Origin of the sequence: Arthrobacter sp. H35-D1 (assembly GCF_030063185.1) — a bacterium.
Classification (GTDB): domain Bacteria; phylum Actinomycetota; class Actinomycetes; order Actinomycetales; family Micrococcaceae; genus Specibacter.
In genome coordinates, this window is the sequence record NZ_JASISP010000002.1 from 22,534 (window position 1) to 46,607 (window position 24,074).

Annotated in this window: 17 protein-coding genes; 2 read left to right on the forward strand and 15 right to left on the reverse strand. The window is 60.0% G+C overall.

Features of this window, described 5'->3' with window-relative positions; translation table 11 throughout:
* Position 1: 1 nt before the first annotated feature.
* Positions 2-1,972, forward strand: a complete 1,971-nt coding sequence (locus QMG25_RS03520) for a DUF4082 domain-containing protein (protein WP_283457392.1) — start codon at positions 2-4, stop codon at positions 1,970-1,972.
* Between the two features lie 144 nt (positions 1,973-2,116).
* Here the strand turns inward: QMG25_RS03520 and QMG25_RS03525 are convergent, their stop codons facing one another.
* The 15 genes from QMG25_RS03525 to QMG25_RS03595 form a co-directional block, all read right to left on the reverse strand.
* Positions 2,117-2,275 (reverse strand): hypothetical protein, encoded by a 159-nt coding sequence (locus tag QMG25_RS03525; protein WP_283457393.1) that lies wholly within the window; start codon positions 2,273-2,275, stop codon positions 2,117-2,119.
* Positions 2,276-2,417: 142 nt separating this feature from the next.
* Positions 2,418-3,254, reverse strand: a complete 837-nt coding sequence (locus tag QMG25_RS03530; RefSeq protein ID WP_283457394.1) for a YveK family protein — start codon at positions 3,252-3,254, stop codon at positions 2,418-2,420.
* Position 3,255: 1 nt separating this feature from the next.
* Positions 3,256-4,746 (reverse strand): O-antigen ligase family protein, encoded by a 1,491-nt coding sequence (locus QMG25_RS03535; protein WP_283457395.1) that lies wholly within the window; start codon positions 4,744-4,746, stop codon positions 3,256-3,258.
* Positions 4,747-4,763: 17 nt separating this feature from the next.
* The gene (locus QMG25_RS03540; RefSeq protein ID WP_283457396.1) at positions 4,764-5,657 is read right to left on the reverse strand and encodes a DUF6492 family protein; all 894 of its coding nucleotides are present in this window, start codon (positions 5,655-5,657) and stop codon (positions 4,764-4,766) included.
* Between the two features lie 45 nt (positions 5,658-5,702).
* Complete coding sequence (locus QMG25_RS03545; RefSeq protein WP_283457908.1) at positions 5,703-6,812, reverse strand: glycosyltransferase family protein; 1,110 nt, start codon at positions 6,810-6,812, stop codon at positions 5,703-5,705.
* 2 nt (positions 6,813-6,814) lie between these two features.
* Positions 6,815-8,086 (reverse strand): glycosyltransferase, encoded by a 1,272-nt coding sequence (locus tag QMG25_RS03550; RefSeq protein WP_283457397.1) that lies wholly within the window; start codon positions 8,084-8,086, stop codon positions 6,815-6,817.
* Positions 8,083-9,543 (reverse strand): oligosaccharide flippase family protein, encoded by a 1,461-nt coding sequence (locus QMG25_RS03555; protein WP_283457398.1) that lies wholly within the window; start codon positions 9,541-9,543, stop codon positions 8,083-8,085. Before QMG25_RS03555 ends, QMG25_RS03550 begins: the two co-directional genes overlap by 4 nt.
* 7 nt (positions 9,544-9,550) lie before the next feature.
* On the reverse strand, positions 9,551-10,663 hold the full coding sequence (locus QMG25_RS03560; protein WP_283457399.1) for a DegT/DnrJ/EryC1/StrS family aminotransferase: 1,113 nt from the start codon (positions 10,661-10,663) through the stop codon (positions 9,551-9,553).
* 1 nt (position 10,664) lies between these two features.
* Positions 10,665-11,339 carry an acetyltransferase gene (locus QMG25_RS03565; RefSeq protein WP_283457400.1) on the reverse strand — a complete coding sequence of 225 codons (675 nt, stop codon included), beginning with the start codon at positions 11,337-11,339 and terminating at the stop codon, positions 10,665-10,667.
* 2 nt (positions 11,340-11,341) lie between these two features.
* Positions 11,342-12,463, reverse strand: coding sequence for a DegT/DnrJ/EryC1/StrS family aminotransferase (locus QMG25_RS03570; protein WP_283457910.1), 1,122 nt, complete (start codon positions 12,461-12,463; stop codon positions 11,342-11,344).
* Between the two features lie 74 nt (positions 12,464-12,537).
* Positions 12,538-13,548, reverse strand: coding sequence for an NAD-dependent epimerase/dehydratase family protein (locus QMG25_RS03575; RefSeq protein WP_283457401.1), 1,011 nt, complete (start codon positions 13,546-13,548; stop codon positions 12,538-12,540).
* Positions 13,545-14,654, reverse strand: coding sequence for a Gfo/Idh/MocA family protein (locus QMG25_RS03580; protein WP_283457402.1), 1,110 nt, complete (start codon positions 14,652-14,654; stop codon positions 13,545-13,547). The genes QMG25_RS03575 and QMG25_RS03580 overlap by 4 nt, the downstream gene beginning before the upstream one ends.
* Before the next feature lie 56 nt (positions 14,655-14,710).
* Positions 14,711-16,294: a sugar transferase gene (locus tag QMG25_RS03585; RefSeq protein ID WP_283457403.1), complete on the reverse strand. Its 1,584-nt coding sequence runs from the start codon at positions 16,292-16,294 to the stop codon at positions 14,711-14,713.
* A gap of 530 nt (positions 16,295-16,824) precedes the next feature.
* Positions 16,825-19,575 carry a LuxR family transcriptional regulator gene (locus QMG25_RS03590; protein WP_283457404.1) on the reverse strand — a complete coding sequence of 917 codons (2,751 nt, stop codon included), beginning with the start codon at positions 19,573-19,575 and terminating at the stop codon, positions 16,825-16,827.
* Positions 19,560-22,274, reverse strand: coding sequence for a LuxR C-terminal-related transcriptional regulator (locus QMG25_RS03595; RefSeq protein WP_283457405.1), 2,715 nt, complete (start codon positions 22,272-22,274; stop codon positions 19,560-19,562). Before QMG25_RS03595 ends, QMG25_RS03590 begins: the two co-directional genes overlap by 16 nt.
* Positions 22,275-22,612: 338 nt before the next feature.
* On the opposite strand from QMG25_RS03595, the gene QMG25_RS03600 reads away from it, so the two are divergent.
* Positions 22,613-23,920, forward strand: coding sequence for a UDP-glucose dehydrogenase family protein (locus QMG25_RS03600; RefSeq protein WP_283457406.1), 1,308 nt, complete (start codon positions 22,613-22,615; stop codon positions 23,918-23,920).
* The last annotated feature ends 154 nt before the right edge of the window (positions 23,921-24,074 follow it).

The window sequence follows — 24,074 nt, forward strand, 5'->3', positions numbered from 1 at the left end:
AATGAAGAAATCATCCGCGACAGCGCAGTCCCAACGGATTCAGCACCGTTCCGGCCGCGGCGTCCGTTCCAAGACCACTCTTGCCTCAGTGGCGACGTTGGCACTTCTCGTGCCGTTTCTCGTGACCGCCACAACGGTAAATTCACCATCCTACGCTTCCAACGTGTCGGTGTTGGAAAACGACGTCCCCAAGACCCTTGTTGACCCGGACACGGTCTCAGTTGAGCTCGGCGCAAAATTCACCACAAGCCAGGATGGCACCGTCACAGCCATCCGGTTCTACAAGTCACGCGAAAATTCCGGACCGCACGTGGTCAAGTTGTGGTCTCCGACGGGGAGGGTCCTTGCCACGGCGACACTTCCCGCGAGTGCAGGGAAGGCAGTGGGCTGGCAAACCGTCAAGTTCCCTGAGCCTGTCAAGATAGCCAAAGATCAAAGGTATCTTGCCTCGTACATTGCTCCCAACGGTCGCTACTCCTCCGACGAGCGCGGCCTGGACCAAGCGAAAACAGAAGGTCCGCTGACCATTCTGGCTGGTGGCGGCGTGTATGCCTACGGGGACGGCGGAAGCTACCCCTCCAGCAACTACAAAAACTCAAACTACTTTGTCGATGTCGAGTTCACCCCCGAGTCGGTCACGGGCCCTACCACCCCGGCACCTACTGCTCCGGCGCCCACGCAGACGGCTGAACCCAGCCCGACTGCGACAGCGATGCCCCCTACAACAGCGCCCCCCACCGCCACACAACCCTCGGCCCCGCCGAGCGGCTCTTTGCCTCCCGGTGTTTCCGTCCGTGCCGTTGATGGTGGGGCTGGCTACTACCAGCAGTTCAACAATCCACTGCCCAGTGGCGCCGACTATTTCCCTGTTGGCGTCTGGTACGAAAGTCTTGTGGACACCGCTGACACAGTGAAGGACAAAGCGGCGGGGATCAACACTTATGTAGAGCTCACCTCGAATTCGGATGCGACAATCGCTACAAAGGCCGGCATGAATGCCATCACTACGTGGAACGCTCCGGGACAGTCAGGTTCATTGATGCCTGATGAAGTTGACATGTGGGCGGGTCCAGGAAATGCGCCATGGACAGGCAATTGGCCAGGACAGGGTGAGATCTGCGAGCCTGCTGGCGCACAATGCGGATACACCATTCAGGCAGCACAAAAAGCTGCTGCTGCAAAGGGCAGCATGATCTTCGCCAATTATGGCAAGGGAGTGACTTTTTGGGAAAGCGACAGCCAAGCAGCAAAGTTCGTCAATGATTATCCTGACGTGATCTCAGATGACAACTACTGGTTCACAGATCCGAATATTTGTGGGATTAGCGAAGGTGGCAATCTCGTTTCCCCCCGGCGACAGCTGACTCAGGACGAGTGCAGGAAGGCATCGAACTACGGATGGACCATCGACAAGATCCGTTCCTTGGTTAGCCCAGAGGCCTCGAAGCCCGTGTGGGCGTTCGTAGAAGTTGGCCATCCATTCAGTGAAGACTGGGCCCCTACGATCACGGCGCCACAGATCAAGGCGGCGGTGTGGAGCAGCCTAATCCATGGAGCCCGCGGAGTCATCTACTTCAACCACAACTTCGGCGGAAATTGCCTATCCCAACACGTTCTCCGCGACAACTGCGGTGCCGACGTTCGCCCCGGCGTCACTGCTTTGAACGCTCAAATCACGTCCTTGGCACCCGTGTTGAATGCACCCTTCCTCGACGGCGCGGCCACCTCGAATGGTTCCGTCGACACGAGCGTGAAGATCCACAATGGAAACATGTACGTTTTTGCCGGTTCCACGAAGAATGCTGGCCAGCAAGTCGCGTTAACGGTCAAGTGCAGCAATGCCACATCGGCAACTGTCCTCGGTGAAAACCGAACCGTGCCAGTTATAAACGGCATCTTTGGCGACTCGTTCGCCGATGGGAACGCTGTTCATTTGTATCAGCTCAATGGTTCCAATACCTGCGGATTGTAAACTTTGATCCTTACCTGCAGTTCCGCCGCAGAACTGCAGGTAAGGATCAAAACCCGCTAACGAGGCTCTTCGCGTTTCGTGGTGAATGATCCCGCTGAGATGAATTCATGCCACCGTCCGGTCGGGACTTCTTAGCCAAATACATCATTGATAGTTGATTGGGTTGCGGAACCCGCGGGCAATTCGTTGGATGTTTTTGATCAACGTGGTAGCGGCCTGGACCTGCCGTTCAAAGTCAGCTTTGCAGTCCGGCGCGCTGGCGGAATAGCTATTGGAGCGCATCAGGCGCAGGGCTTTTTTCATGCCCTGAGGCGGCGACGAGTTCCTGACTCGGCTCATCGGTAGCGAACACGTCGTCTACTCGTCTCTTGCCCGCGTCGGAGAGCGTGTCGTAGCCCAGATTCACCACGAACCGTGAAGAGCCGTTAACGAACGCATCTCTCAATCAGAGCTTGGTTCCAACCCGGGACTGTCGCTTTAGATAGTCTTCTTTGCGGTTAGCTATCAGCTGTCTGGTATCGGCGGTCTTCCGTTGCCGGCTGTCCCACTCCCGATCCGGGTCTGGACCATGCTCTGCTGATAGATCGGCGCGACGGTTTCGATCCCCGCGTGTGCGACTACGCAAGTTGCCGAGCTTCTCCCTAGCCTCGCGTCTGCGGTCAAGCGCTTGGGCTGCAGAAACTGACGCAAACAGCAAAACAACACCTCCAGCGCCGATCATGATGACAGACCGGAGCCTGCTCGAGAACTGCTCTGTTGCCTGGTCCCCGCTCGTAACGGCCAGCGCGGTAAACAAAAAGCGCTTGTCTGCCCCATTGATTTCCTGCATGGCTTCGAGCTCCTGCACCAGGAACTCCCCAAGAACATCGACCGTGGACATGGCCTGATCAGGCGAAGATCCAATCGCGTTGATCTGAACCATCAGTCCTGTACCAAAACTGCCGGCCCTTTCTACCGAGTACTCGGTTCCGAGGCCCTTCATCTCCAATAACTTCGCCACCTCCTGAGTGCCGAGTCTTGTGGTCAAAGCTTGCGCAACCAGTGTGTTATCCGACGACCGAAGATAGGGGTTGTTCGAATTTAGTTTTCCTAGTGAAGGATCCTTCAGAATCTCTTGCTCTGTCGGTACCAGCGGATTCACCAAGGCAAACGTCGCTGTTGACTGATAGGTTCTGGGCCCCAAGGCAAATATATAGGCGGCGGCGAGCAGTGTCACCAGCACAACTGGAATCAGAATTAATTTGTGATGCCACAAAGTTCTGGCAACTGAAAGCGGGTCCACGCTACTCCTTTGATCTAATGCTTCGGTTGGATGCCTGATCTACCGTCAGCATACCCAAACCTTGAAATTGAGCCGATTCGCTCTTCACCATGATCCAAACAGCACCGCCTAGCCCCACTATCAATGGGTATAACAACGCAAACACTGGAAAGGAGAGGGAATCGAAAGTTGCGGAGGCCGGAGCCGCGACGAGCGCAGCACCCGCCACAGCTCCCGCGAGACATCTTAGCGAAGGATCTGCGGCATGCCGGGCGGCCTGCAGGGTTGTCAATCCCGGAAACGTGAGATAGACGAAAACGGCAATTGCGCCAATGGTCCCCATTTCAACAGCAGTATGCAGGTATTGGTTGTCCAAAAGCTCCAAGGCATTTTCAGGCATGTAAGTGCCTGGCCCGGTGCCACCGATCGGTCGCTCAAGGAACATGGCTTCCACACGCGGATAGTTGTTCAGACGTGTTGATATCGAGGGATCGTCGGAACTGACGGTCGTCGCTCCAAGCAACGTTGCCATCAAGCCAGGAACAGCTACGAACAGTCCTGTTACTGCCGCAGGAATAACCAACAAGGCCCACTGCCTTCCAATTTTGGGCAAGAAGAAGACCGATACCAATACAGCAACCGTTGCGGAAATCATGCCGGAACGGGAAATGGTGGCCGCTATTGCAAATACCAGCGAACCTGTAATGCACCAGTGCATCCATTTGCGTCCCACCCTGTCGAACATGCAGCGCCAGACAGAAATGGGCAGCACCATCGACGCCACCACGCCCAGTTCTATGGGCGTAAAAGTTGTACCAGCAACTCGCATCAATCCACCCCTGAGTTGAAACGTGGTATTACCTCCGTTGTCAGTAAACCCGATCATGAATTCCTGAATAGTTTCCATGGGATTCGTTCGGGTGACGAATTGAACGGCAGCGAGAAGACAACAAAAGAAGGCCCCACGCAGCAACGCGCGCACTAGGACCATTGCGTGGTCAGTTGTCTTCACAACTTCAGCTGTCACCAAGATGAGACCTGCCGATCCTGCCATTAGCAGCACCCAGCGATCAGCGCTGGCGCGCCCCGCGATGGTGCTGGTACCGCTGAAATCCGAAAACAGCATCACGTAGGTAATGCATGTGGCCAGCAGCATCATTCCCAGCGCAATTCGACCTGGATGCCGAAAAAGAGCTGACTTATGCAAGCCAAGGAGAAGGGAAACGCCCCAAAATACGAAAAGTAACAAGGACAAAAGCATGGCCACGTGACCCGCCGCGCCCAAAGGTTTGAGCACCATGTTGGCTGGAAACGCGAAAATTGCGAAAGCAGTGAATCTCAACAACCACGGCGGCTCTTCCCCGTTGGCTTGGCTAGGTCTCGGAGTGAAAATACGAGCGGAATCGAAACCATCTGCTGCTTTTCCGGCAACAATCACGATACCTCCCATCGTCCATGTCTGCTCATCATCACGTCGGTTTTCGTCGATACATACAAATTCATGATAAGTCACGGCCGTTGCAAATTGACCTACCCACGAGACGCTGCTTCCAGCTGGGCAAGTATTTCATGTCGTACGGACAATGGGGTATTTGACTTCGCCGAGATCATGGCGGCAATCTGTTCGGGACCAAATTGACGAATAAAGGCATGGGATTCTTCTTCGGTCAACGCAACTTCGTCAAAATAGTTTAGACACAGCATGTCGTCGGTGACTGGAGTATCTTCCAAACCAATTACCTGCTCAGCATATACACCGTAGAGGATCATTTCCGAAAAATGCAGCTGTCTTCCCACAGCAGTCTCCCAGGGACAGGAGTTCACCATTTCGATCCGTGCCAGCATGTTGCGGACGACCTCGGGGTCCCACGGGCAAGGACAGCAAATATAATCGGTCAGCGGGAACTCAACGTGAATTGGCAGCCCCAATAATTGCTGGGCCGTCTGCACCCACAGTTGATGGCGAGGCAGCGATTCATCGATTCCGTTGGGACGCCTAAAAAGCACCACGGCTTCATCGCGCACGAAGAGCTCTGCTGTGGTTTGCCGAAGCAATACCAGGTCAGAGTCGACCATCAACACCACGCTGGCAGTTGAACGCCTGGCTGCCTCGAGCTTGATGATCTGCTGGCTTATCCACCCCCTGACGGGCGGCCATGGTCTGCGTACGTTAATCCACATATTGGCAGCCGGGACCTTGACCATTTGTGCGGGCAGGAACTCTGCGGCATCGTGAATTGTAGTACGCGGCCCTCCCAACTGCCTGAACTGCGCAAGATCCCTGTGTGGCACAACGATAGTGTGCCTCACAGAGGAACCCGTCATGCGTTTGACTGAGATGTTCAGATCAGCGCAGAATTCGAAGTCGGGTGCGTAGCTCGGAGTGACTATTTCCAGAGGCAAGTCGGATTCATGGATGGACATTCGATTCTCTCCTTAAGTAGTGGGATGCCTAGGCCCCTCGGATGTTCAACGCGCCAGCAGGTTTCGTAGAAGTTCGGCACGATCTTTCCAAGTGTGAGCTCTGGCCTGTTTCGCCTGCTCTTCACGCTCTGCGTCTGTTGGCCATCTCGCAGAAACTTCCGTAACGGTTTGGGCGAATTCCGCCGCATTGCTCGCCACCCGAACTTTTGCCGCAGGCTCGAACTTCGATGCTGGCAGGTCAGTGGCAACTACGGGAACACCTGCTGCCACATATTCGAGTGTTTTCAGCGGGAAGCTGGACCGATTGAACCGGGTGTCTGTATACGGAGTGAGCCCGACGTTGGAGTCCGCCAGCAATGCAGCAACTCCTTCACTGTTCAACACTCCCTTCCAGTGAACGTTGGGCCGGGAGAGGAAGCTGTCGAGCTGCAAAAGTCCCTTTACTGACTTGGCTGTCTTCGGACCGGCAACCTGGATGTGAATCCCGGTGTCAGCAACAGCCTTTAGGACTTCAAAGTCCAACCGCTCATTGAGCTGACCGACAAGAGCCGCCTTCGCGAATCCGGGATCCTGGACATATATGGGTTCACCCATATTGCACCCATTGGGCACTACTTCCACCACTTTTCCGCCCAACACTTCGGACAAGTCCTGCCCCAGGTGGCCGGTAACCGCGGCAACCACTGTTGCCTTGGTCGCGTTGGTCCTGAGAACACGCCTGATATTGCTCTCTGAAAATCCCATGAGGTCTGACCCTGAAATCCAGTCGTCAGTAACGAACAAAAGACGATTCCCACCGACGTTCTTTGCGAAGGTCATGATTGGGGATGCACAAATGGTGCCATCGACGTCCAAACCGAGAAACTTGATGGCAGACCGAATGTAATGGTGGTAGGCAACCTTTGTCCACTGGCGCAGAACCGGTCTTGTCACCCCGGGCGGACCAATGGTGCGCAGCCGCACAATGCCCTCACCCACTTCATCCAGTAGTTCCGTCACTCTCGTTATCTGCTGCAGGCGAGTTGTCCGCAGCATGGATATGGGGGGATCCACCCAAAGCACTTGCCCTCCCCGTCCCAGTGCAACTGCCAAGTTTTTATCTGTCCCAGTCACCGAGTCCCAAGAGCTCCCGGCCTGATAGATTATCGTCTCCATTGTCAAGAGCCTCCTTGTCGAACGGATGCCATCTGTGCCCGCGCAGCAACAGGTGTGGCATTGAAGTCATCACTCGCATGTCGTCCCGCCAGCTTGGACGAAGCCTGCTGCCCCTTGTACATGGCAAACCTCCACACAGCCGCACAGGTACCACGGACATCGCCTGCACCGCCCTGCAGCGCCGCGGATTGAACCCTTTCGTAGAACTCCGCCTGTTGGGCCGCAGCCCCCGTCAAGGAAAACCGTTCCAGCACAAGCGCTCTGGCAAACGTGCCCAGGTGGGCGCGCAAGAGGGGTTTTGCCATGAGCTTTTCAACAATGGCCATCAGCTTCTCCTCGGCATCCTCCGGGCCCGAACCCGCGCCGTACCAGCCCTGCCACAGGAACGTTTGCACGGAGTCCTCGTCGAGGAGCTCCCAGAAACCGTTCTCGCCTTGGACTATCAGCGGACTGCCGAACGCCATGGCCCGCAGCGCAGAACCGCCCATGCCAATGCTGGCGTCCGCACAGGCATAGGCCGGCCGGGGGTCCTCCAGTTCGCCAGCCAGGAAGATCCGCTGCACGCCCAAGGCCTGGTTGCTGGCGGCCGCCTGCTCCGCAACCTGGTCCCGGGCCGGTCCGTCCCCGGCGATGACAAGTTGAACGGGCAGCCACTCATTCAGCCGTTCAATGGCTGAAATGGCGCAGAGGATGCCTTCAAGCTTCATTTCATGGGCCAGCCGGGACACTATCGACACGGTGAAGATGTCCGCACCGGCACCGAGCCCGGCCAGAAATTCCTCCGTGGCAAAGTCCAAGTCAGGATTGTTCAGCGATGTGTCCACGGGGGGTTCCAGCAACTCCACAAATTTTCTGCCAAACTCCCGCTCGGCAGCGGCAATTTGTTCAGTACCCACCATCAAGGGCACATTGCGGGGAATGAACGGGGCAACAGACATGGACATCACCGTCGCGCAGACAGCGGCCCCGCCACGGCCGGCACAGGCAAGCGACGCTTCAAGGGCGGGCGGCCACTCGTAGGCGTGCACAATGTCCACGCGCCGTTCCTTGATGGTGCGGCGAAGGTGTGCCGCCACGCCCGGCGTGGGCCGGCGATGCACTGGCGGGGAGGGAAGAAATTCAAGGCCCAGTTCCTTCACCCGTTCCACCAACGGCCCAGGCTGGCCGTAAACAACCACCTCATGGCCAAGCTTCTTCACTCCGGCGGCAAGTTCGATCGCATTGAGCTGGCTACCGCCAATGGCCATGTCGTGCGGGTAGACAAGGATTCTCATGCTGTTTCCTTCGGTTCTCTGCCCCAGCTGCGGATGGCGAGGAGGTCTTTTCTGCGGACGAAGAGCAGGACGGCCATGGCGAGAGTTCCCAATGCGGCGGCTGCCAGGACCGCCAGCCAATCTGCGCCCAGGCCCATCGCCAGAAGATAGCTCCCAACAGCCACAGGCACGGCCAAGGCAACGGGGGGCCACACCTTGGCGAGGAAATCGCGCACCTTGAACCCTTGTGCTGTGAGCATCTTCAAGTAGATGGGCAGGACGAACAAGGCCGCAACCACCACGGGGGCTGCCGCGAGCCCGGCCAGTCCACCCCAGGCCGCCCCGGCCAGCAAGGCTGGGATGAGAACAACCAGCCAGACGATTTGAACCTTGAATATTGCCGCTGAAATGCCCAACACCACCAGGTAGTCGTAAACCAGTTCAAACATGATGCGGAAGGCTGCAAAAAGTGCCAGCCATACCAGCGCGGCCGCAGCAGGGGCCCAGGCCTTGCCGTAAACGAACGTCACCAAGGGGACGGCAACCCCGGCCATGACCGCGACGACGGGAAACACTGCAGCGGACACCACTCCGACAAGGGAAAGCATGGCGGAACGCATGGCCGGCGGATCATGCTGCAGTTTGGCGAACACAGGCGGTGCCACGGACCGCAGGGGCTGGGAAAAGATGCTGGTGGGCCAGCTGGACAGGTTGAAGGCCAGCACATAGAGGCCCAGGGCCACGGCCCCCAGCATTCTGCCGGCAACGATCTGGTCTGCATAGCCAACGGCAAAAACCACAATGCTGGAACCAGCCAGCGGCAGCCCAAACATCAACAGCGGGCGCAACTTCTCCTTGTTGTAGCCGAACCTAATGGGCAGCGGCGAGTACTTGATGAACAAGATAGCTGCCACCAAGCTTGCCGACACGCGACCAATGGCCAGGCTCATGGCTCCCATCCCGGCAACAACCAACACCACCGAGACGATCGCTCCCAGCCACACGTTGACCTGGTCAATGATCATCCGGCGGCCCTGCAGGAAATCCCTTTGCATCAGTGCTGCCGGAGTTGCAACGGCGCCGTTGATCACAACACAGGTGGCGATGACCCGCACGACGTTGGTTGCGGCCGGATCCCCCATGGCTGAGGCAAAGTACGGTGCCCCGAGATACGCACCAATAAAGATCACCGTGCTGCTGACCAGTGAAATGGTGGTCACAGTTCCTGCGATTTCCTTGGGGTCCCCCGGCCAGCGCACAATGGCCAAGCTGACGCCGAGCTCATTGAAACTCAAAATGGCAATGAGTGCCACGAAGGCGATGGCGTAGGTGCCAAATTGTTCGGGCCCCAACAGCCTCGCCAGCACAATGCCGATCCCGATGGTGCCGAACCGTGAGATGACGGTGTTGAGGATGCTCAGGATGAAGGCCCGCGACGCGGTAGGCGTCACGGGGGTTTTGGCCCGAACAGTGGTCATTGCTTCCTCACCTGTCCAGCAACGCTGCAGCGAGGGCGGCAACAACGCGTTCCTGCTGCTCCACCGTGATGTGCGGGAAGATGGGCAGCGACAAAATACGCGCAGCGGCGGCCTCCGTCACGGGAAAGTCGCCCTCTCCCCTGCCGAGGTAGGAAAATGCCTTGGTCAAGTGGATGGGGGTGGGATAGTGGATGCCGGCACCAATGCCGGCGGCATCCAGCTCCGCCAAAACGGCGTCGCGGTTCTCCACCTGCACCACATACAAGTGCCACGCATCTTCGTAGCCGGCCCGGGTGGCAGGAAGCACCACCCCGGGAACTGCGGCCAGCATGGCGCCATAGCGGGCGGCCGCCTCCCGGCGCATGGTGTTCCAGCGCGGCAGCCGCTGCAGTTTTGCGTTCAGCACCACTGCCTGGATGGTGTCAAGGCGGGAGTTCATCCCCACCACTTCGTGCACGTACTTCGTGGAGCTGCCGTGGGCACCGAGTGTGCGCACCATGGCGGCAATTTCCGGATCGTTGGTGGTCACCGCTCCGGCATCACCGGCGGCGCCCAAGTTCTTCCCCGGATAAAAACTGGTGGCGGCGGCATGCCCGAATGAACCGGAAACCTGCTCACCCAGTCGCGCGCCCTGGGACTGGGCCGCGTCTTCAACGACGGCCAATCCCGCAGCCTCGGCGATGCTCATGAGATCAGGCATGGGGGCAAGCTGGCCAAACAGGTGGACGGGAACAATAGCCTGAGTTCTACTCGTCAGCGCCGCGGAAACCTTGGCGGGATCAATGAGCAGGTGGACGGGGTCAACGTCCACCAACACCGGCACGGCTCCCATGCGGGCCACCGCCTCGGCACTGGCCACGAAGGAGTTGGCAGGGACAATGACTTCCCCGCCGGCTTGAACCCCGCAGGCCCGCAGCGCCAGTTCAAGGGCATCGGTGCCATTGGCCGCCCCGACGCAGTGGCTGGTTCCCGCGAACTGTGCATACGCTTTTTCAAATCGCGCCACGGCCGGACCGCCAATAAAGGCCGCCGACCACAGGACGTCGTCGATCTCGTCCCGAATGTCATCGGCAATTTCGGCTTGTTGCACTTGCAGGTCAACCAAAGGAATCGCTTCCATGTCAGCCCCTTCCATTTTCAGTGCCTGCACCCGGCTGCTTTTTGCCGGCGTGCACGGAGCGGGCCGGCACCCCCACCCAGGTGGCGTCGTCGGGCATGTCCCTCAGCACGACGGCGCCCATGCCGACAGTGGCCCCGGAACCCACCGACAAGTGCTCGCGCACGGCAGAGTTCATGCCCAGGTAAGCGCGGCGACCGATGTGGACGCCGCCACCCAGGGAGACGCCTGCGGCGAGCGTGGCAAAGTCGTCCACTTCGTCGTCGTGGGTGAAGGTCACGTTGGGCATGGCAACAACGTGGCTGCCCAGCCGGACCCCTGCCGTCAGGACCACATTGGCCAGCAGGATGCACCCGGCGCCAATGACGGAGTCCTCGGAAACCACGGCCGAGCGGTCAACGAACGAGGCGTACCTGACGCTGCCAATGCCCATGCCTGCCAGCACGAACGCGATCTTTTCCCGCGTGGATCCCTTGCCTGCGCACAACACAAAGGAGGCGGTGGGAAATGCCGTGGCATCGGTAATCCTGCCCAGCACCGGAAGCCCGTCAAAGTGCTCTCCGGCAAGGGCAGGGTCGTCGTCTAGGACGCCGACCACATTTGAACTGCCGGACGTTCGCATGGACGCCAACACTTCGCGCGCCAATCCGCTGGCTGCGACAAGGATCAATTCGGGCATTTCTAGCTCTTCCCCCCTGAGCCCACAGCGTCAATAACACGGTCCTGGTCTGCTCTTTCCAGGTGGTGGTAGACGGGCAGGATGATGGTGCTGTCAGTTAGTTGTTCGGTGACGTCCAGGTTGGCCGAGCCCGTATCATGGCCGGCATAGGCCGGCTGGCGGTGGGATGCCATGATGCCGCGGCGGGCTGAAATGCCCTGGCGGGCCAGGTGCTCCAGCAGTCCTTCCCGGCTTGTGCCATATTCCGGCAGCACTTCAAGCCAGAACGACTGGAAGTTGCTGGTTCCATGGGCAGGATCGCCGGAAATTCTCAATCCCGGCACACCGTGCAGCTCCTGCGTGTAGCGGGCGACAAGGTCGCGCCGGCGCTGCACGGCCTGTGCCAGCCTGCCCAATTGCACAATCCCGACGGCGGCCTGCATGTCCGTCATGCGGAAGTTGAAGCCGATTTCGGTATATTCCTCCGGCGGGGCCAGCACTGCTGAATGCCGGCTGGTTGCGGAAGCGCTCATGGCGTGCTCGCGCAGCCCTGCCGCCCGCTTGGCCCAGTCCGCACGGGAGCTGGTGAGCATGCCACCCTCCCCCGTGGTCAGGATCTTGCGGGGGTGGAAGGACCAGGCAGCCAGCTCGGCGCCTGCCCCGACCGGCTGGCCGTGGTAAGTGGAACCGGCCCCGCAGGCGGCATCTTCAATGACAACGATCCCCTGCGCATCACACAGTGCCTTGATGGGGTCCAGATCCACCGGCATGCCGCCCTGGTCCACCACAATGACGGCCCGGGTCTGCGGGGTCAGCGCCGCAGCAATCGTGGCCGCCGTGACATTGCCCGTTTCACGTTCGACGTCGGCAAACACCGGCCGCGCCCCGACATAGGTGGGGGCGTTGGCCGTGGCAATGAAGGAAAAGGAAGGCACGACGACGTCGTCCCCCGCCTTGATGCCAGCCACCACCAGGGCGAGGTGCAGCGCCGTGGTGCAATTTGAGGTCGCCACAGCGTGCCGGGCCTGTTGCGCGGCGGCAAATTCGCTTTCGAACTGTGCCACTTTGGGGCCCTGGGCCACCCAACCCGAGGCGATGACGACTGCCACGGCATCGGCTTCCTCCGTGCCAAGCCACGGCAACATGACATTGATGCGTGGCAGCTCCTCAGCTGCCGGTGGCGTGGCCGGGGCTGCTGCGCTGGTGCTTGCCTCGAGCGTCACTTCCCACCACCTGATCCGGAGCCGACAAGACGGCCGGCGGCAATTTCTTCCCGCAGCGGCGCCCACCAGGAGACCAGCTGGCGCAATCCGTCCTCAAGCCCCGTGGTTGCGGTGAACCCCAGATCCTGCTGCGCGGCGGAAACATCGGCAAGGCGCCGCGCCACACCGTTGACCGCCCGTTCCTCTCCGTGCTCAACGGGAAGGGTGGACCCCATCGCTGCCAGCAGCGCCTCGGCCAGGCCAAGGAGGCTGGTTTCCGAGCCGCTGGCAACGTTGTAGGCGCCCTCGGTGATGTTGCTGGCCGCGGCCAGAATATTGGCCCGGGCAATGTCTTCCGTGAACACAAAGTCCATGGTCTGGAGCCCGTCGCCAAAAATCAACGGAGGCCGGCCATCGGCTATGCGTTCCATCCACCGCACCAGCACCTCCGTGTACAAGCCGTGGACGTCCATGCGCGGGCCGTACACGTTGAAGTAGCGCAACAGCACGTAGTCAAGGCCGTGCATGGCCTTGAAGCTGCGTGCCATGCCTTCGTTGAAGGATTTCGCGGCACCATAGAAGGTGTCATTGTTGTGGTGGTGGTGCCGTTCCGTGGTGGGAAACGCCTCAGCCATGCCGTAGACGGACGCGCTGGAGGCAACAATGATCTTGTCCACCTTGTGGGCTGCTGCCGCTTCCAGCACGGTGAACGTGCCGTCCACCAGCACTTCCAAGGCCAGCCGGGGTTCCTCGGCGCACTGGGTGATGCGGATGGCTGCCTGGTGGAATACCAGGTCCTTGCCGCGTGTGGCGTCGTGAACAAAGTCCCTGTTGCGCAGATCGCCCTCCACGAGGCTCACTTTCCCGCTGGCAAGGGCCTCGTCCAAATTGGCTTTCCGGCCCCGCACCAAGTTGTCCAGCACGTCGACGTGTGCCACGCCTGCTTCCAACAGCTGGTCCACAATGGTTGAACCGATGGTGCCGGCCCCTCCCGTGACGAGCACCGTGGCTCCTTGTAGATTGCTCATCTTGTTCCCTCCAGTTGAACCTCAAAATCAGCAACGGGACTGTGTTCACCGTCTGCTGCCAAACTCCTGCTTGCTGCTTCCAACACCGAGAGCACCCGCAGTCCGGATACGCCGTCGGTCCGTGAAGGCCGGTTCCCCAGAATGCTGTCGGAAAATTCCTGGACCATCATGCCCAGCGCTTCCTTTTCCGGCAGGGCCGGAGACCAGGTGTCGCCGAGCCGGTACGACACTGCCTGCTCCTTGCGCTGGGCGGCCGTGGTGGATGCCTTCTCAAAGTTCACGCCCCTGTCATAGACGCTGATGCGCTGTTGCGGATTGAGATCGTCCCAAACCAGGGTGCGTCTTGAACCGCCCACCACCAGCTGCCGAATCTTGGTGGGGCTGAGCCAGTTCACATTGATGTGTGCCATGGCATTGTTGGGCAGTGCAAAAGTCAGGTGCCCCACGCAGGACTTGCCTGTGCCCAGCGGATCAGCGCCCTGTGCTGCGACCGTTTCGGGCCGGAGTCCGCCCGGCAGAATGAAGTCGATGACGGAAAGATCGTGGGGGGCCAAGTCCCAGAAGACGTCCACATCGGGTTGGATCAGTCCCAGGTTGATCCGGACCGAATCAATGAACAGAATCTCCCCCAGCGCGCCCTCGGCAATGAGTTCCCTGATTTTCAGGGCTGCCGGGGTGTAGCAGTAGGTGTGGTCCGCCATGAGCGTCAGCCCGTTGGCTTCGGCAAATTCCACCATTTCCACACCTTGTTCCCGGGTGGCGGCCAACGGCTTCTCCACCACCACGTGTTTTCCGGCGCGCATGGCGGCCATGGCAACGCCGTGGTGGGTGCGTGCCGGTGTGGCGATGGCAACGGCGTCCACATCGCACCGTTGGAGCAAGTCGTCAAGGGAGGAAAACACGGGAACATCGCCCAGCGGGCCGGCGATCTTCAGCGCCCGTTCCGTGTCCATGTCCACAATGGCGCACAGCTCCCAGGCCGGACTGGCTTTAAAGTTCCGTGCCAAGTTCGGCCCCCAGTAGCCGGCGCCAATCACGGCAACTTTCAGGACGGTTTGTTCCTGCAACAGGTTCAGCTGTTGCATCGTGTGGGGAATCGAGACCATTGCATTAATTCCATTTCGTGTTCAGTTGTTCCCCCTGCATGCGTGAGCATGCGGGGCTAGTAGGCGCCCACAGGCGCAGTGACTGCTTTGAAGGTGCGCCACAGGATGACAATGTCCCCCGTAAGCGACCAGTTCTCCACGTAGTACAAGTCCAGCCGAACCGCCTCGTCCCATGCGAGGTCGGACCGTCCGCTGACTTGCCACAAACCGGTGATGCCGGGCTTGATGAGCAGCCGGCGGTGGGCGGTCCTTCCATAGCGAGCCACCTCGTCCGCCAGCGGCGGTCGGGGTCCCACCAGGCTCATCCGGCCTGTCAGCACATTCCAGAACTGCGGCAGCTCGTCCAAGGAAAATTTGCGCAGCCACCGCCCGCTGCGGGTAACCCGGGGGTCGTTGGCCATTTTGAAGAGCACGCCGGCTCCCTCGTTTTGCTCGCCCAAACCGGACAGCCTGGCTTCTGCATCAACCACCATGGAACGGAACTTCACCATTTTGAACTTTCCGCCGTTGCGTCCCACCCGTTCCTGGAAGAACAAAGCCGGCCCCGGCGAGTCGAACTTGACGATCATGGCCAACAGCAGCAGCATGGGCGCCAGCACAAGCAACGCCGCGGACGAGAGCACCATGTCCATGACGCGTTTGACCACATGCTTTCCACCCGAGTACTGCGGCAGCTCAACATGCATCAACGGCAGGCCTTCCATGGGCCTGAAGTGAACTCGAGGACCTGCAACGTTTGTCAGGCTGGAGGCGAGGACAAGCTCCGTTGACATGTCTTCCAACCGCCAGCCAAGTTCCTGAATTGCTTCAGGCCCGCCTGGCAGGGCCCCTGCCACCACCACGGCCTCGGCACAGGTCTTGTTGACCACATCTGCAATGTCGGCCAGCGAGGAAAGAACAGGGATTTCGTACCACGGCGGCAACAATTCCATCTTGGGCTCAAGGGTGGTCAGGGCGGCCCCGGCAACCCGGTAGCCGGATGCCAAGTGGTTGCCCAGGTGCCCAATCACGTACGCCACATCTTGCGGAGTGCCCAGGACAACAACATTTGAGAGTGCTTTTCCTGCCTCGCGTTGGCTGTTCAGCCACCGGCGCCACATCCACCGCTGCCCGAGCAGCAAGATCACGCCCGTCGGCAGCGCCACGGCAAAAAAGCCGCGGGAAACCCCAATCTGGAATACGAGCAGGACCATGGCCATGATGCCGAAGGTACGGAGCGTTGCCTGCACCACCCGCTGGTATTCGGTGACGCCGGATCCGAAGATGCGCTTCTCCCTCGAGCGGCACCACTCCAGGTCCACATTCCACAGGACCACGATGGCCAAACAAATCCACACGTAGCCGAGCTCGGAAACAACGGTGGCGCCTTGGCTCTCCGTGGCAACAAACCGCCACAGGTACGCCACACCAACCACGACCGCCGAGACCAGCACATCGCAGAGCCGCAACCTGTTGGCATAGCGTGAAGACCAGCTGACCGTGCTGCCTTGGCCGGCTGTTGCAGCACTTGCAGCGCGGGCGTCCCACACGCTGTGCTTGGGGCCGATCCCCTTGTGGTTGTCATCCTGGTTGCCATTGACGTCTTCGATGTGCCTGAACGGGGGCGTGTGAAGTTGCGGATGAATCCTCAGCTCAGTCACAGTGTGTGCCCCTTCCGGGCGTCTTGCCGTTCTTTCTCACTGGATCTTGCACCGCAAGGGAAAGGAGCCGACGGCGGCTGGGGGAAAGCCTTGGTCTCGAAAGGCTTATCCGCCGCCGACTCCGAATGTGGAGTCCAACTTTTTATGGAGGACAGTGTGCCCGGTCGCTGGGACCGAACTTGCGGTGCGGGGGTGGTTGTACCGCTGTTCCACGAGACAAAGAACTCGCCGGTGACAGGGCTGATTGCCGCTGAAGAAGTGAAAACCATCGTGAGACCTTCCGTGCTGAGACCATCGAGACCTTTGGAACAGTTCCAGTCAACGACAGGCGCAACACCAATACACGAGTAATCCCTACTTGAACTTCCACTCAGGCAAGTACTCAGTTTTGCCACGGGTACCTAGATGCGCGGTCCCACTACTGGGGTGAAACGGCAAAGAAGCCAATACTTGCATTATTAATGCAAGTATTGGGGTATGGCTATGCGGCTATAAAGGTGCGCCTGTCCGGCAACAAACGGTGGTACGGGTCAGCGGCGTTGGACCGCTTCCAGGACAGCAGCCAAATCATCCCGGCCGGAAATCCCCAGTTTTGTGTACGTCCTGTACAAATGGCCTTCAACGGTGCGCAGGGCAAGAGTGAGCTCCGCTGCAATGTCGCGGTCGCTCATGCCGCCGGCGGCAAGGCTGGCCACCTGCCGTTCTCGCTTGGTCAGCGATTCCCCGGCGTCTCCGGATCCGCCTGTCGAATCGAGGCTGGCCGCCACTTTGTCGAGGCGCCGGCGCGCCTTCAATGCATCCGCGCGGGCCCCCGTGCCGCCGAGCAGGCTGGCTGATTGCGTGAGGGCAAGCCGGGCGAAATTAAGCATTTCCGCTTCGCTCAACAGCTCTCCTGCCTTCGCCAGGGCATGGCCGTCCTGGCTCTGGACGGCCTCGGCGTACTTGGCGATGCCTGCTGCCCAAGGCCCCTCCACGCGCGCTGCCACCTCCGCCGCACGCTCCGCGATGGCGCCCTCGCCCAGCTCCAGGGCCAAGGCCAGGGCGTTCAGCTCAAGCATGGCCGAACCGGAGCCCCTGGCAGCGTCAGCCTGGGCCAAAAGCTGCGCCAGCCCTCCGCCGTCGGGCTTCAGGACATGGTTTGCAGCGGAAAGGTAGGCAAGTTCATGAGCCACGACCACGAACATGCCGGTGCTTTCCACATGCTCCGCCAAGAGCCGGGCGGCCAGTTCCGCCCGGCCCAGCTGCGCAGCGGCATAGGCTGCCATGGCAGTGCAAGATCCCAACAACTGCTGCGGATCACTAAGCCGCAGCGCTTGAAGTCCGGCATTCAGAGTATCCAGCGCCTCGAGCAGCTTGCCGGCACGCAGCATTGACAAGCCCCGCACCACGCTGGCCCCGCCGCCAAAGGAAAACACCACGGGACCGTCCTCCAGGGAAAACTGCTCCATGATGCTCGTCGCCGAAGCCCAGTCGCCCGCGCAGAGCACAGCCGTCAATTGGCGCAGCAGTATGCTCTCCGGCAAGAAGAAGACATCGTTTTCTTCGCCGTGTTCAATGGCAAAGGCTTCGGCCGCCCGGCGCACGCCCTGCAAGGGAAAGCCCTGTGCCGTCAGCCGTTCGGATTCCATGGCCAACGCCATGCTCAGCGTGAGTTTTTCCGAGTCTGTGGACGCAGCCTGCTCGATGAGCAACTGCGACGTCAAGGCTGTCATTTCCGCATATTGGCCTGCACGTGAAAGTGCCAGCAGCTCAACCATCATGGCCCCGCCCTGCGAGCGCGCACGGATCGCTCCGGCATCCGCCGGATCTTTCCGGGCCAATTGCTCGCCTACTTCGCGCAGTTCCTGCGCATCGTCCCACAGCGTGGCAAGCGGCATGCCCAGTGCGGATCTGGTGGAGGCGCGCAACAAGCTGCCAAAAAGCATGTCGTCAATGTTGCCTTTTTTTTCCTGCAGTCCTTCCAAAAGCGTGAATGCCGCCTGGTAGTCGCCCTCGTTGTATTTGGCCCGGGCCTTGACCATGGCGGCCCGGAGCTTGAACTCGCCATCGCCAACGTGGTTGGCCAATTCGATTGCGGTGGCGGACTGGAACATTTTGCTGGCCAGAACGGCTGCCCTCAACATGGTGCGGTCGTCCACCTCGGCACCCACCTCCACAGCCCACAGGACTCTGCGCAGCAGCGATTCCCTGCTGCCTGGTGCATTCTTCAGCTCTCCGACGAGCTGCTCGTGGAGATGACGGCTTTGCGTTACCGGAACCAACTCTCGGATGACTTTGCCATAGATGGGGTTGGCGAGCGTCAGGAACCCGGATTCCGGTGGCTGGTAGTTGACAAGCCTCCAGTCGAGCAGTTCCTTGAACACCTCCTCCGGGATCAGCGCGCGAAATGAAGTGGCGTCCAGCGGTTCCGAGAGCGCCACGAGGTTCAGTGCCTGTTGCCCCTCCGGTGACAGCCCTCGCAATACTGCCCTGACGGCATCCTCCAGGCCATGGCTGTGAACTTTCAACTCGAGCTGGCCGACCCACATTTCACCACGTTTTGACAGTTGCCCCTGTGCCACGGCCTCGGTGACAAGCAGGTACAGAAACAGGGGGTTTCCGGCCGCCGTGGACCAGTAGTGCCAGCTGCTGGCTGGGAGGACCGGGCCATCCAGCATGTCCTGGCAAAAAGCATGTCCTTGTTCCTGGTTCAGCGGCCGTAGAACTATATTCTCCGCCACTCCGGCCGCCCACAATTTGGGCAACGGTGCAGGCAGTTCGTTTCGGCTGGAGTGGGACACCACCACATTGATTGTTCCTGCCATGGCCAGGACAACAAGCACCTCGGCTGTTCCCTCGTCAATGGCATGTGCGTCGTCAACCACAACCAGCGGCAAGTCCCCGTACTCGGACACCCCTTCCTCGGGGCCGTCCTTCAGATTGGCCTTGAGCCTTTCAATCTCCGCCAGCAGCTCCCGCAGCACCCCCAGCCTGAAACCTTCGGCCGGGGCGTCCAACCCGGTGAGATACGGTGCCAGCACCCCATAAGGAATTTTGGCCAGCGACTGTGAACCGTGGACTGACAGCACGGGGACGTGTTCCCTGGCAGTTTCCACCAATTTCCGCAAAATAGTGGAGGCGCCGAGACCGCTGTCGGAGGTGAGAAACACGGCTCGGCAATCCTCGGCTCGAATGGCTGTGAGAATGTCTGCCAGCTCCGCCTTGCGGCAAAACGGCCGTTTCAAACTCTTGCCAGCCGCTGCCGTTCCTTCCGCGACTCCCGCGTTCAAAGATTTACCCACTTTTCAAGTTCAGCGCGCGAGGTGATGCCCAGTTTTGCGAATACTTGATACAGATGCCCTTCCACTGTACGCACGGAAACACCAATTTTGCTGGCAATCTCCCGGTTGGCCATGCCCCGAATCGCCAACCGGGCCACCTGCAACTCCCTGGGCGTCAACGCCACCACGACACTCTCAGCCAGCTCACTGTGCTCCGGAGTCCCTGTCTGGAGCCTGCTCTTGGCTTCTCGAACCACACGCTTCTCGCCTGCAGCCTTGGCAAGTCTTAGCGCTCGTTCGTTGGCGTGCTGCTGAATGGCAGGCAACTCCAAGGCGCTCGCCGCATCAGCTGCCTCGAGTGCAAACTTTGCTGCTTTTTCGTTGTGCGCCCGCGCCAAGAGGATGCCGATACCAGCCAAGGGGCCCTGGCAACGTCGGGACGCCTCTTCCAGGAATTCATACTGCTGCTCGGACCCTGCCATGATCGCTCCCAGCAGGCCTGTCGATGCCGGTGTGGGCCGGCCCTTGCACCAATCTTCCTTGGCGGTGGACACCAGCAACTGCGGAGCGGCCGGATCCCCCAAGGCGTGCCGGGCCAGTGCTTGAAAATAGTCGGACAGGGTTCGGTTGATCCATGCCGTATGCAGTGTGGCAGCGTCTGCCAATGCCAGGTATTTCTGGGCTTGCTCGGGCTCATCCAGCTTGGCGTACACACAGGCCAGGGCCGAGTACACCAGCACCAGGCTCTTGTAGGTGTCCCTGACCTCCAACTGGGCTGCAGCAGTGAGCAGCACGTCGGCGGACTGCATGCGCCTGCCGGCAAATGCGTACACCACCCCCAGAGCCAGTTCCATGGCTCCACCGCGGTAGTGCAGGGCGTCATTGGAATATTCAATGGCCTGCCGCAACACCGCCTCACAGCTGCGCCATTGCCCGCTCCATGTCAACGCAAAAATTCGCCCATAAAGATGCCAGTCATTCATGCGCAAAACAACATTGTGCGCGGTGCTCTCAGCGTCGATTGCCCGGGAGAGTTCCACCGCGTCCATTTCACGGCCCGTTGCTGCCCATGCCATGGTCAGCATGCAGGCACAGTTGAGCCGGTACTCGCGATCTCCGGACTCCCTGCTGGCAGCCTCAAGGTCATCCAATACCGGAGAGAATTCGCCCCTGTGGACATGCACTTCAAAACGGGCCAGATTGAGGAACTTTTCAGCGGCCTTCTGCTCCCCTGCCGGCGCTTCCTGCTTGCGAACTTCAGCGTCTGCCAAAACCTCGGCAATCCTGTCTGCACGCTGCGGGACCCATAAAAGGGCAACGGCCAAGTCCAGCGTCCACGAGGCGTAGTCCGCCGCCGAGAGTTTCCCCAGCACGGCTGGTTCAATTTCTTCAAGAACCTCTGCCGCCTTGACATAGTTTGCCATGACGTAATGGGCCCGACTACGTTTTTGCACCGCCTGCACCGCAAGGTGGTGCCCGGCTGGAACATGGGCGCTGTAGGCAATGGCCAGCTGCGGATCAAAATAGTGCAGGGCGGCCTGGGCCGCAGCAAGTGCCATGGTCGGCTGCATGACCATGCCCGCACCATGAATCCAGGCGGCAAATGTCAGCCGTTCCTGCATGTTCATGGCCTCGGTGTCGAGGGTAAGCACACTGCTCAGCTCTACGAAGTAGGCGGCCTTCTGCGCAGTGGTGAGCTGATTGCGCACAATCTCACCAATGTACGGTTCAGCGAAAGCCACCGTCCTGTGGCGGTCTGTTGCGACGGTCAAAAAGCCGCGTTCTTCCATGCAGCTGAGTGAATCCACACCAAGCGCCTCTATGGCCAGGGCCAGCGGGACGGTGTTTACAAGGGAAAATTTCTCCACACTTCGGCGCACTGCTTCCGATTCGCGCGCCAGGCGGGCCTCAACCAGTTCAAGCAAAATGTCATCCGAAACCTTGTCAAGGCGGCCGAAAGGCACCCAAATGCCGTCATAGCTCCGCAGCAAGCCACTGTCCCTGTATTCATGCACCAAAGCTTGCAAGACCAACGGGTTTCCAGCGCTGGCGGCATGGAGCGAGGCGACCACCGATTCGGCAACGGGACCGCCCAAGGCCTTGACGAGCAAGGTGCGCACTTCCGCCCTGGAGAATGGCCCGATGCGGTGTTGCGCCATGAGCCCGTCCTTGACCATCCAGACCAGGTCTTCGGGAAAGTCCACTGCGCTGCGGGCCACCACGAGCAGCTTTGCCTTCCTGCCGAGTACAAGGTGCATCAAGACACCCATGCTCAACGTGTCGATGCCAGGGAGCTCGTCAAGGACCACCACAATGGGCCGGCCGCGGGCCTCGCGGAGGATCTGTTCCACCAAGCCGGCAAGAACCGCTGCAGGGCTGTCTGTTTGCTGGGCGTTCAGCTTGGCCAGGTAAACGGAAAAAATTGCATAGGGAACTTCGGTGGGGACACCCGAGCCAAAAAGCCGCACAACATGGCTCGCCTCCCCCAAACGCCTGACTACACTGCGCGCCAGCGTGGTTTTCCCCACGCCTCTGGGGCCCAAGATGACTGAACCGTGCAATTGCGCTGAGAGGAGAGAGGCCAATACCGTGTCGATGTCCTCTTGCCGCACCAGCGATGACCAGCGACGTCGTTCGGCAGCACCCAAGGCACGCCGTTGGGGTCCGGTGTCCCCCCGCGTGGCCTGGTGGGACCCTGCGGCTCCCGAAACATATGTCATATTCGACCTTCCCCTGGGTCACGTAGCCCCCACGCAGACTGCTTTCGATCCGCACGGCCGAGACTTAGGGCGATTCTAACAGCGATTGTGAACTGGGTCTCACGAGTGGCAGGCCGCAAGCACCGCAATTCGCGCACCGAGGGCGGGACATCCCAAGAATTTGGCATCTCACACAAGCCGCCGACTGACTGCGCCGGCCCGCCTTGCATGTTTGTTGCCCGGGGCTTTGTTTGGACCAGGTCGAGGGGCGCGACACACCCCTTTTCTGCAGGGAACGGGACGATACACTGGCCCTGAACTTCACTGGGCAGGTTGAGCTGGAATTTTAGGGGGCAGCAATGCGCATTTCGGTCATTGGTTGTGGATATCTTGGCGCCGTCCATGCTGCGTGCATGGCGGATTTGGGGCACCAAGTAGTGGGAATAGACATCGATGCTGCCAAAATTTCCGCCCTCAGTGACGGGCACGCACCGTTTTACGAACCGGACATGCCGGAAATGTTGGCCAAGGGACTGGACTCCGGGAGGCTGAAGTTCACCACCGATGTCTCCGCTGCCGCTGACTGCCAGGTGCATTTTCTTGCCGTGGGAACACCGCAGCGCAAGAACGAGAATGCGGCCGACCTGCACTTTGTCGACAGCGCCGTGGACAGCCTGATCCCCCACCTTCGGCCCGGCTCGGTGGTGGTGGGAAAATCAACTGTGCCAGTGGGCACGGCAGCAAGGCTCACCGAACGCATCCACGCGGATTCCCCCGAAACCGTCTTGATCTGGAATCCGGAATTTCTGCGCGAAGGCTACGCCGTGGCGGACACCCTGGCACCGGACCGGCTTGTCTACGGCCTGCAAGCCGGGACCGAAGACTCAGCCCTTGTCCTTGATGAACTCTATTCCGCGGCGCTGGGCACCGGCACGCCGAGAATCATCACCGACTTTGCCACGGCCGAGCTCGTCAAGGTGGCCGCCAATGCCTTCCTGGCCACAAAGATCTCCTTCATCAACGCCATGGCGGAAGTCTGCGAGGTGGCCGGGGCCGACGTCGTCCAGCTGGCCGACGCAATAGGGCACGACAGCAGGATTGGCCGGCGCTTCCTCAATGCCGGGCTCGGCTTTGGCGGAGGCTGCCTGCCCAAGGACATCCGCGCGTTCATGGCCCGCGCAGGTGAGCTGGGGGCAGACCAGGCCCTGACGTTCCTGCGGGAAGTCGACTCCATCAATATGCGGCGGCGTTCGCGCACCATCGACTTGGCTAGGGAAGTCTGTGGAGGAAGCCTGCTGGGCAAGAGGATCGCGGTCCTCGGGCTTGCCTTCAAGCCAAATTCCGACGACGTCAGGGACTCGCCGGCACTGAGCGTTGCGGCACAATTGCAGCTTCAGGGGGCCTCTGTAGTCGCGACGGATCCCAAGGCTGTGGCCAATTCGGCAAAACGCTTCCCGGAGTTGGTATTTGCAGACTCCTTGGAAGAGGCCGTCAAAGGCGCGGACCTAATCATGCTGCTGACCGAATGGCAGGAGTACGTCGACGTGGCCCCCCATGAGCTGGCCGCTTTGGTGTCCTCCCCCGTCATTGTGGATGGACGCAACTGTCTGGATCCTGACAAATGGCGCGCGGCAGGCTGGACATACCGGGCCCTCGGACGCCCGTGAGCCTTGGCGATCCGGCGCCCGTGAGATGTGACACTTTGTGACAAGCATGTTTACCGGAACTACGGGCCCTATACCCGAAAAAGTCAAAAATTAATAGCACCGAGTTTGTGTTTGCGATAACAATCGGGTTACGGTCGTTCACGTTGCCATTTTT

Coding starts and splice junctions, on each gene's coding strand:
- QMG25_RS03595 (WP_283457405.1), bottom strand. CDS start 22,274: ATGACATATGTTTCGGGAGCCGCAGGGTCCCACCAGGCCACGCGGGGG.
- QMG25_RS03555 (WP_283457398.1), bottom strand. CDS start 9,543: ATGACCACTGTTCGGGCCAAAACCCCCGTGACGCCTACCGCGTCGCGG.
- QMG25_RS03580 (WP_283457402.1), bottom strand. CDS start 14,654: ATGGTCTCGATTCCCCACACGATGCAACAGCTGAACCTGTTGCAGGAA.
- QMG25_RS03540 (WP_283457396.1), bottom strand. CDS start 5,657: ATGTCCATCCATGAATCCGACTTGCCTCTGGAAATAGTCACTCCGAGC.
- QMG25_RS03550 (WP_283457397.1), bottom strand. CDS start 8,086: ATGAGAATCCTTGTCTACCCGCACGACATGGCCATTGGCGGTAGCCAG.
- QMG25_RS03545 (WP_283457908.1), bottom strand. CDS start 6,812: ATGGAGACGATAATCTATCAGGCCGGGAGCTCTTGGGACTCGGTGACT.
- QMG25_RS03575 (WP_283457401.1), bottom strand. CDS start 13,548: ATGAGCAATCTACAAGGAGCCACGGTGCTCGTCACGGGAGGGGCCGGC.
- QMG25_RS03565 (WP_283457400.1), bottom strand. CDS start 11,339: ATGCCCGAATTGATCCTTGTCGCAGCCAGCGGATTGGCGCGCGAAGTG.
- QMG25_RS03560 (WP_283457399.1), bottom strand. CDS start 10,663: ATGGAAGCGATTCCTTTGGTTGACCTGCAAGTGCAACAAGCCGAAATT.
- QMG25_RS03525 (WP_283457393.1), bottom strand. CDS start 2,275: ATGAAAAAAGCCCTGCGCCTGATGCGCTCCAATAGCTATTCCGCCAGC.
- QMG25_RS03520 (WP_283457392.1), top strand. CDS start 2: ATGAAGAAATCATCCGCGACAGCGCAGTCCCAACGGATTCAGCACCGT.
- QMG25_RS03570 (WP_283457910.1), bottom strand. CDS start 12,463: ATGTTGCCGTGGCTTGGCACGGAGGAAGCCGATGCCGTGGCAGTCGTC.
- QMG25_RS03600 (WP_283457406.1), top strand. CDS start 22,613: ATGCGCATTTCGGTCATTGGTTGTGGATATCTTGGCGCCGTCCATGCT.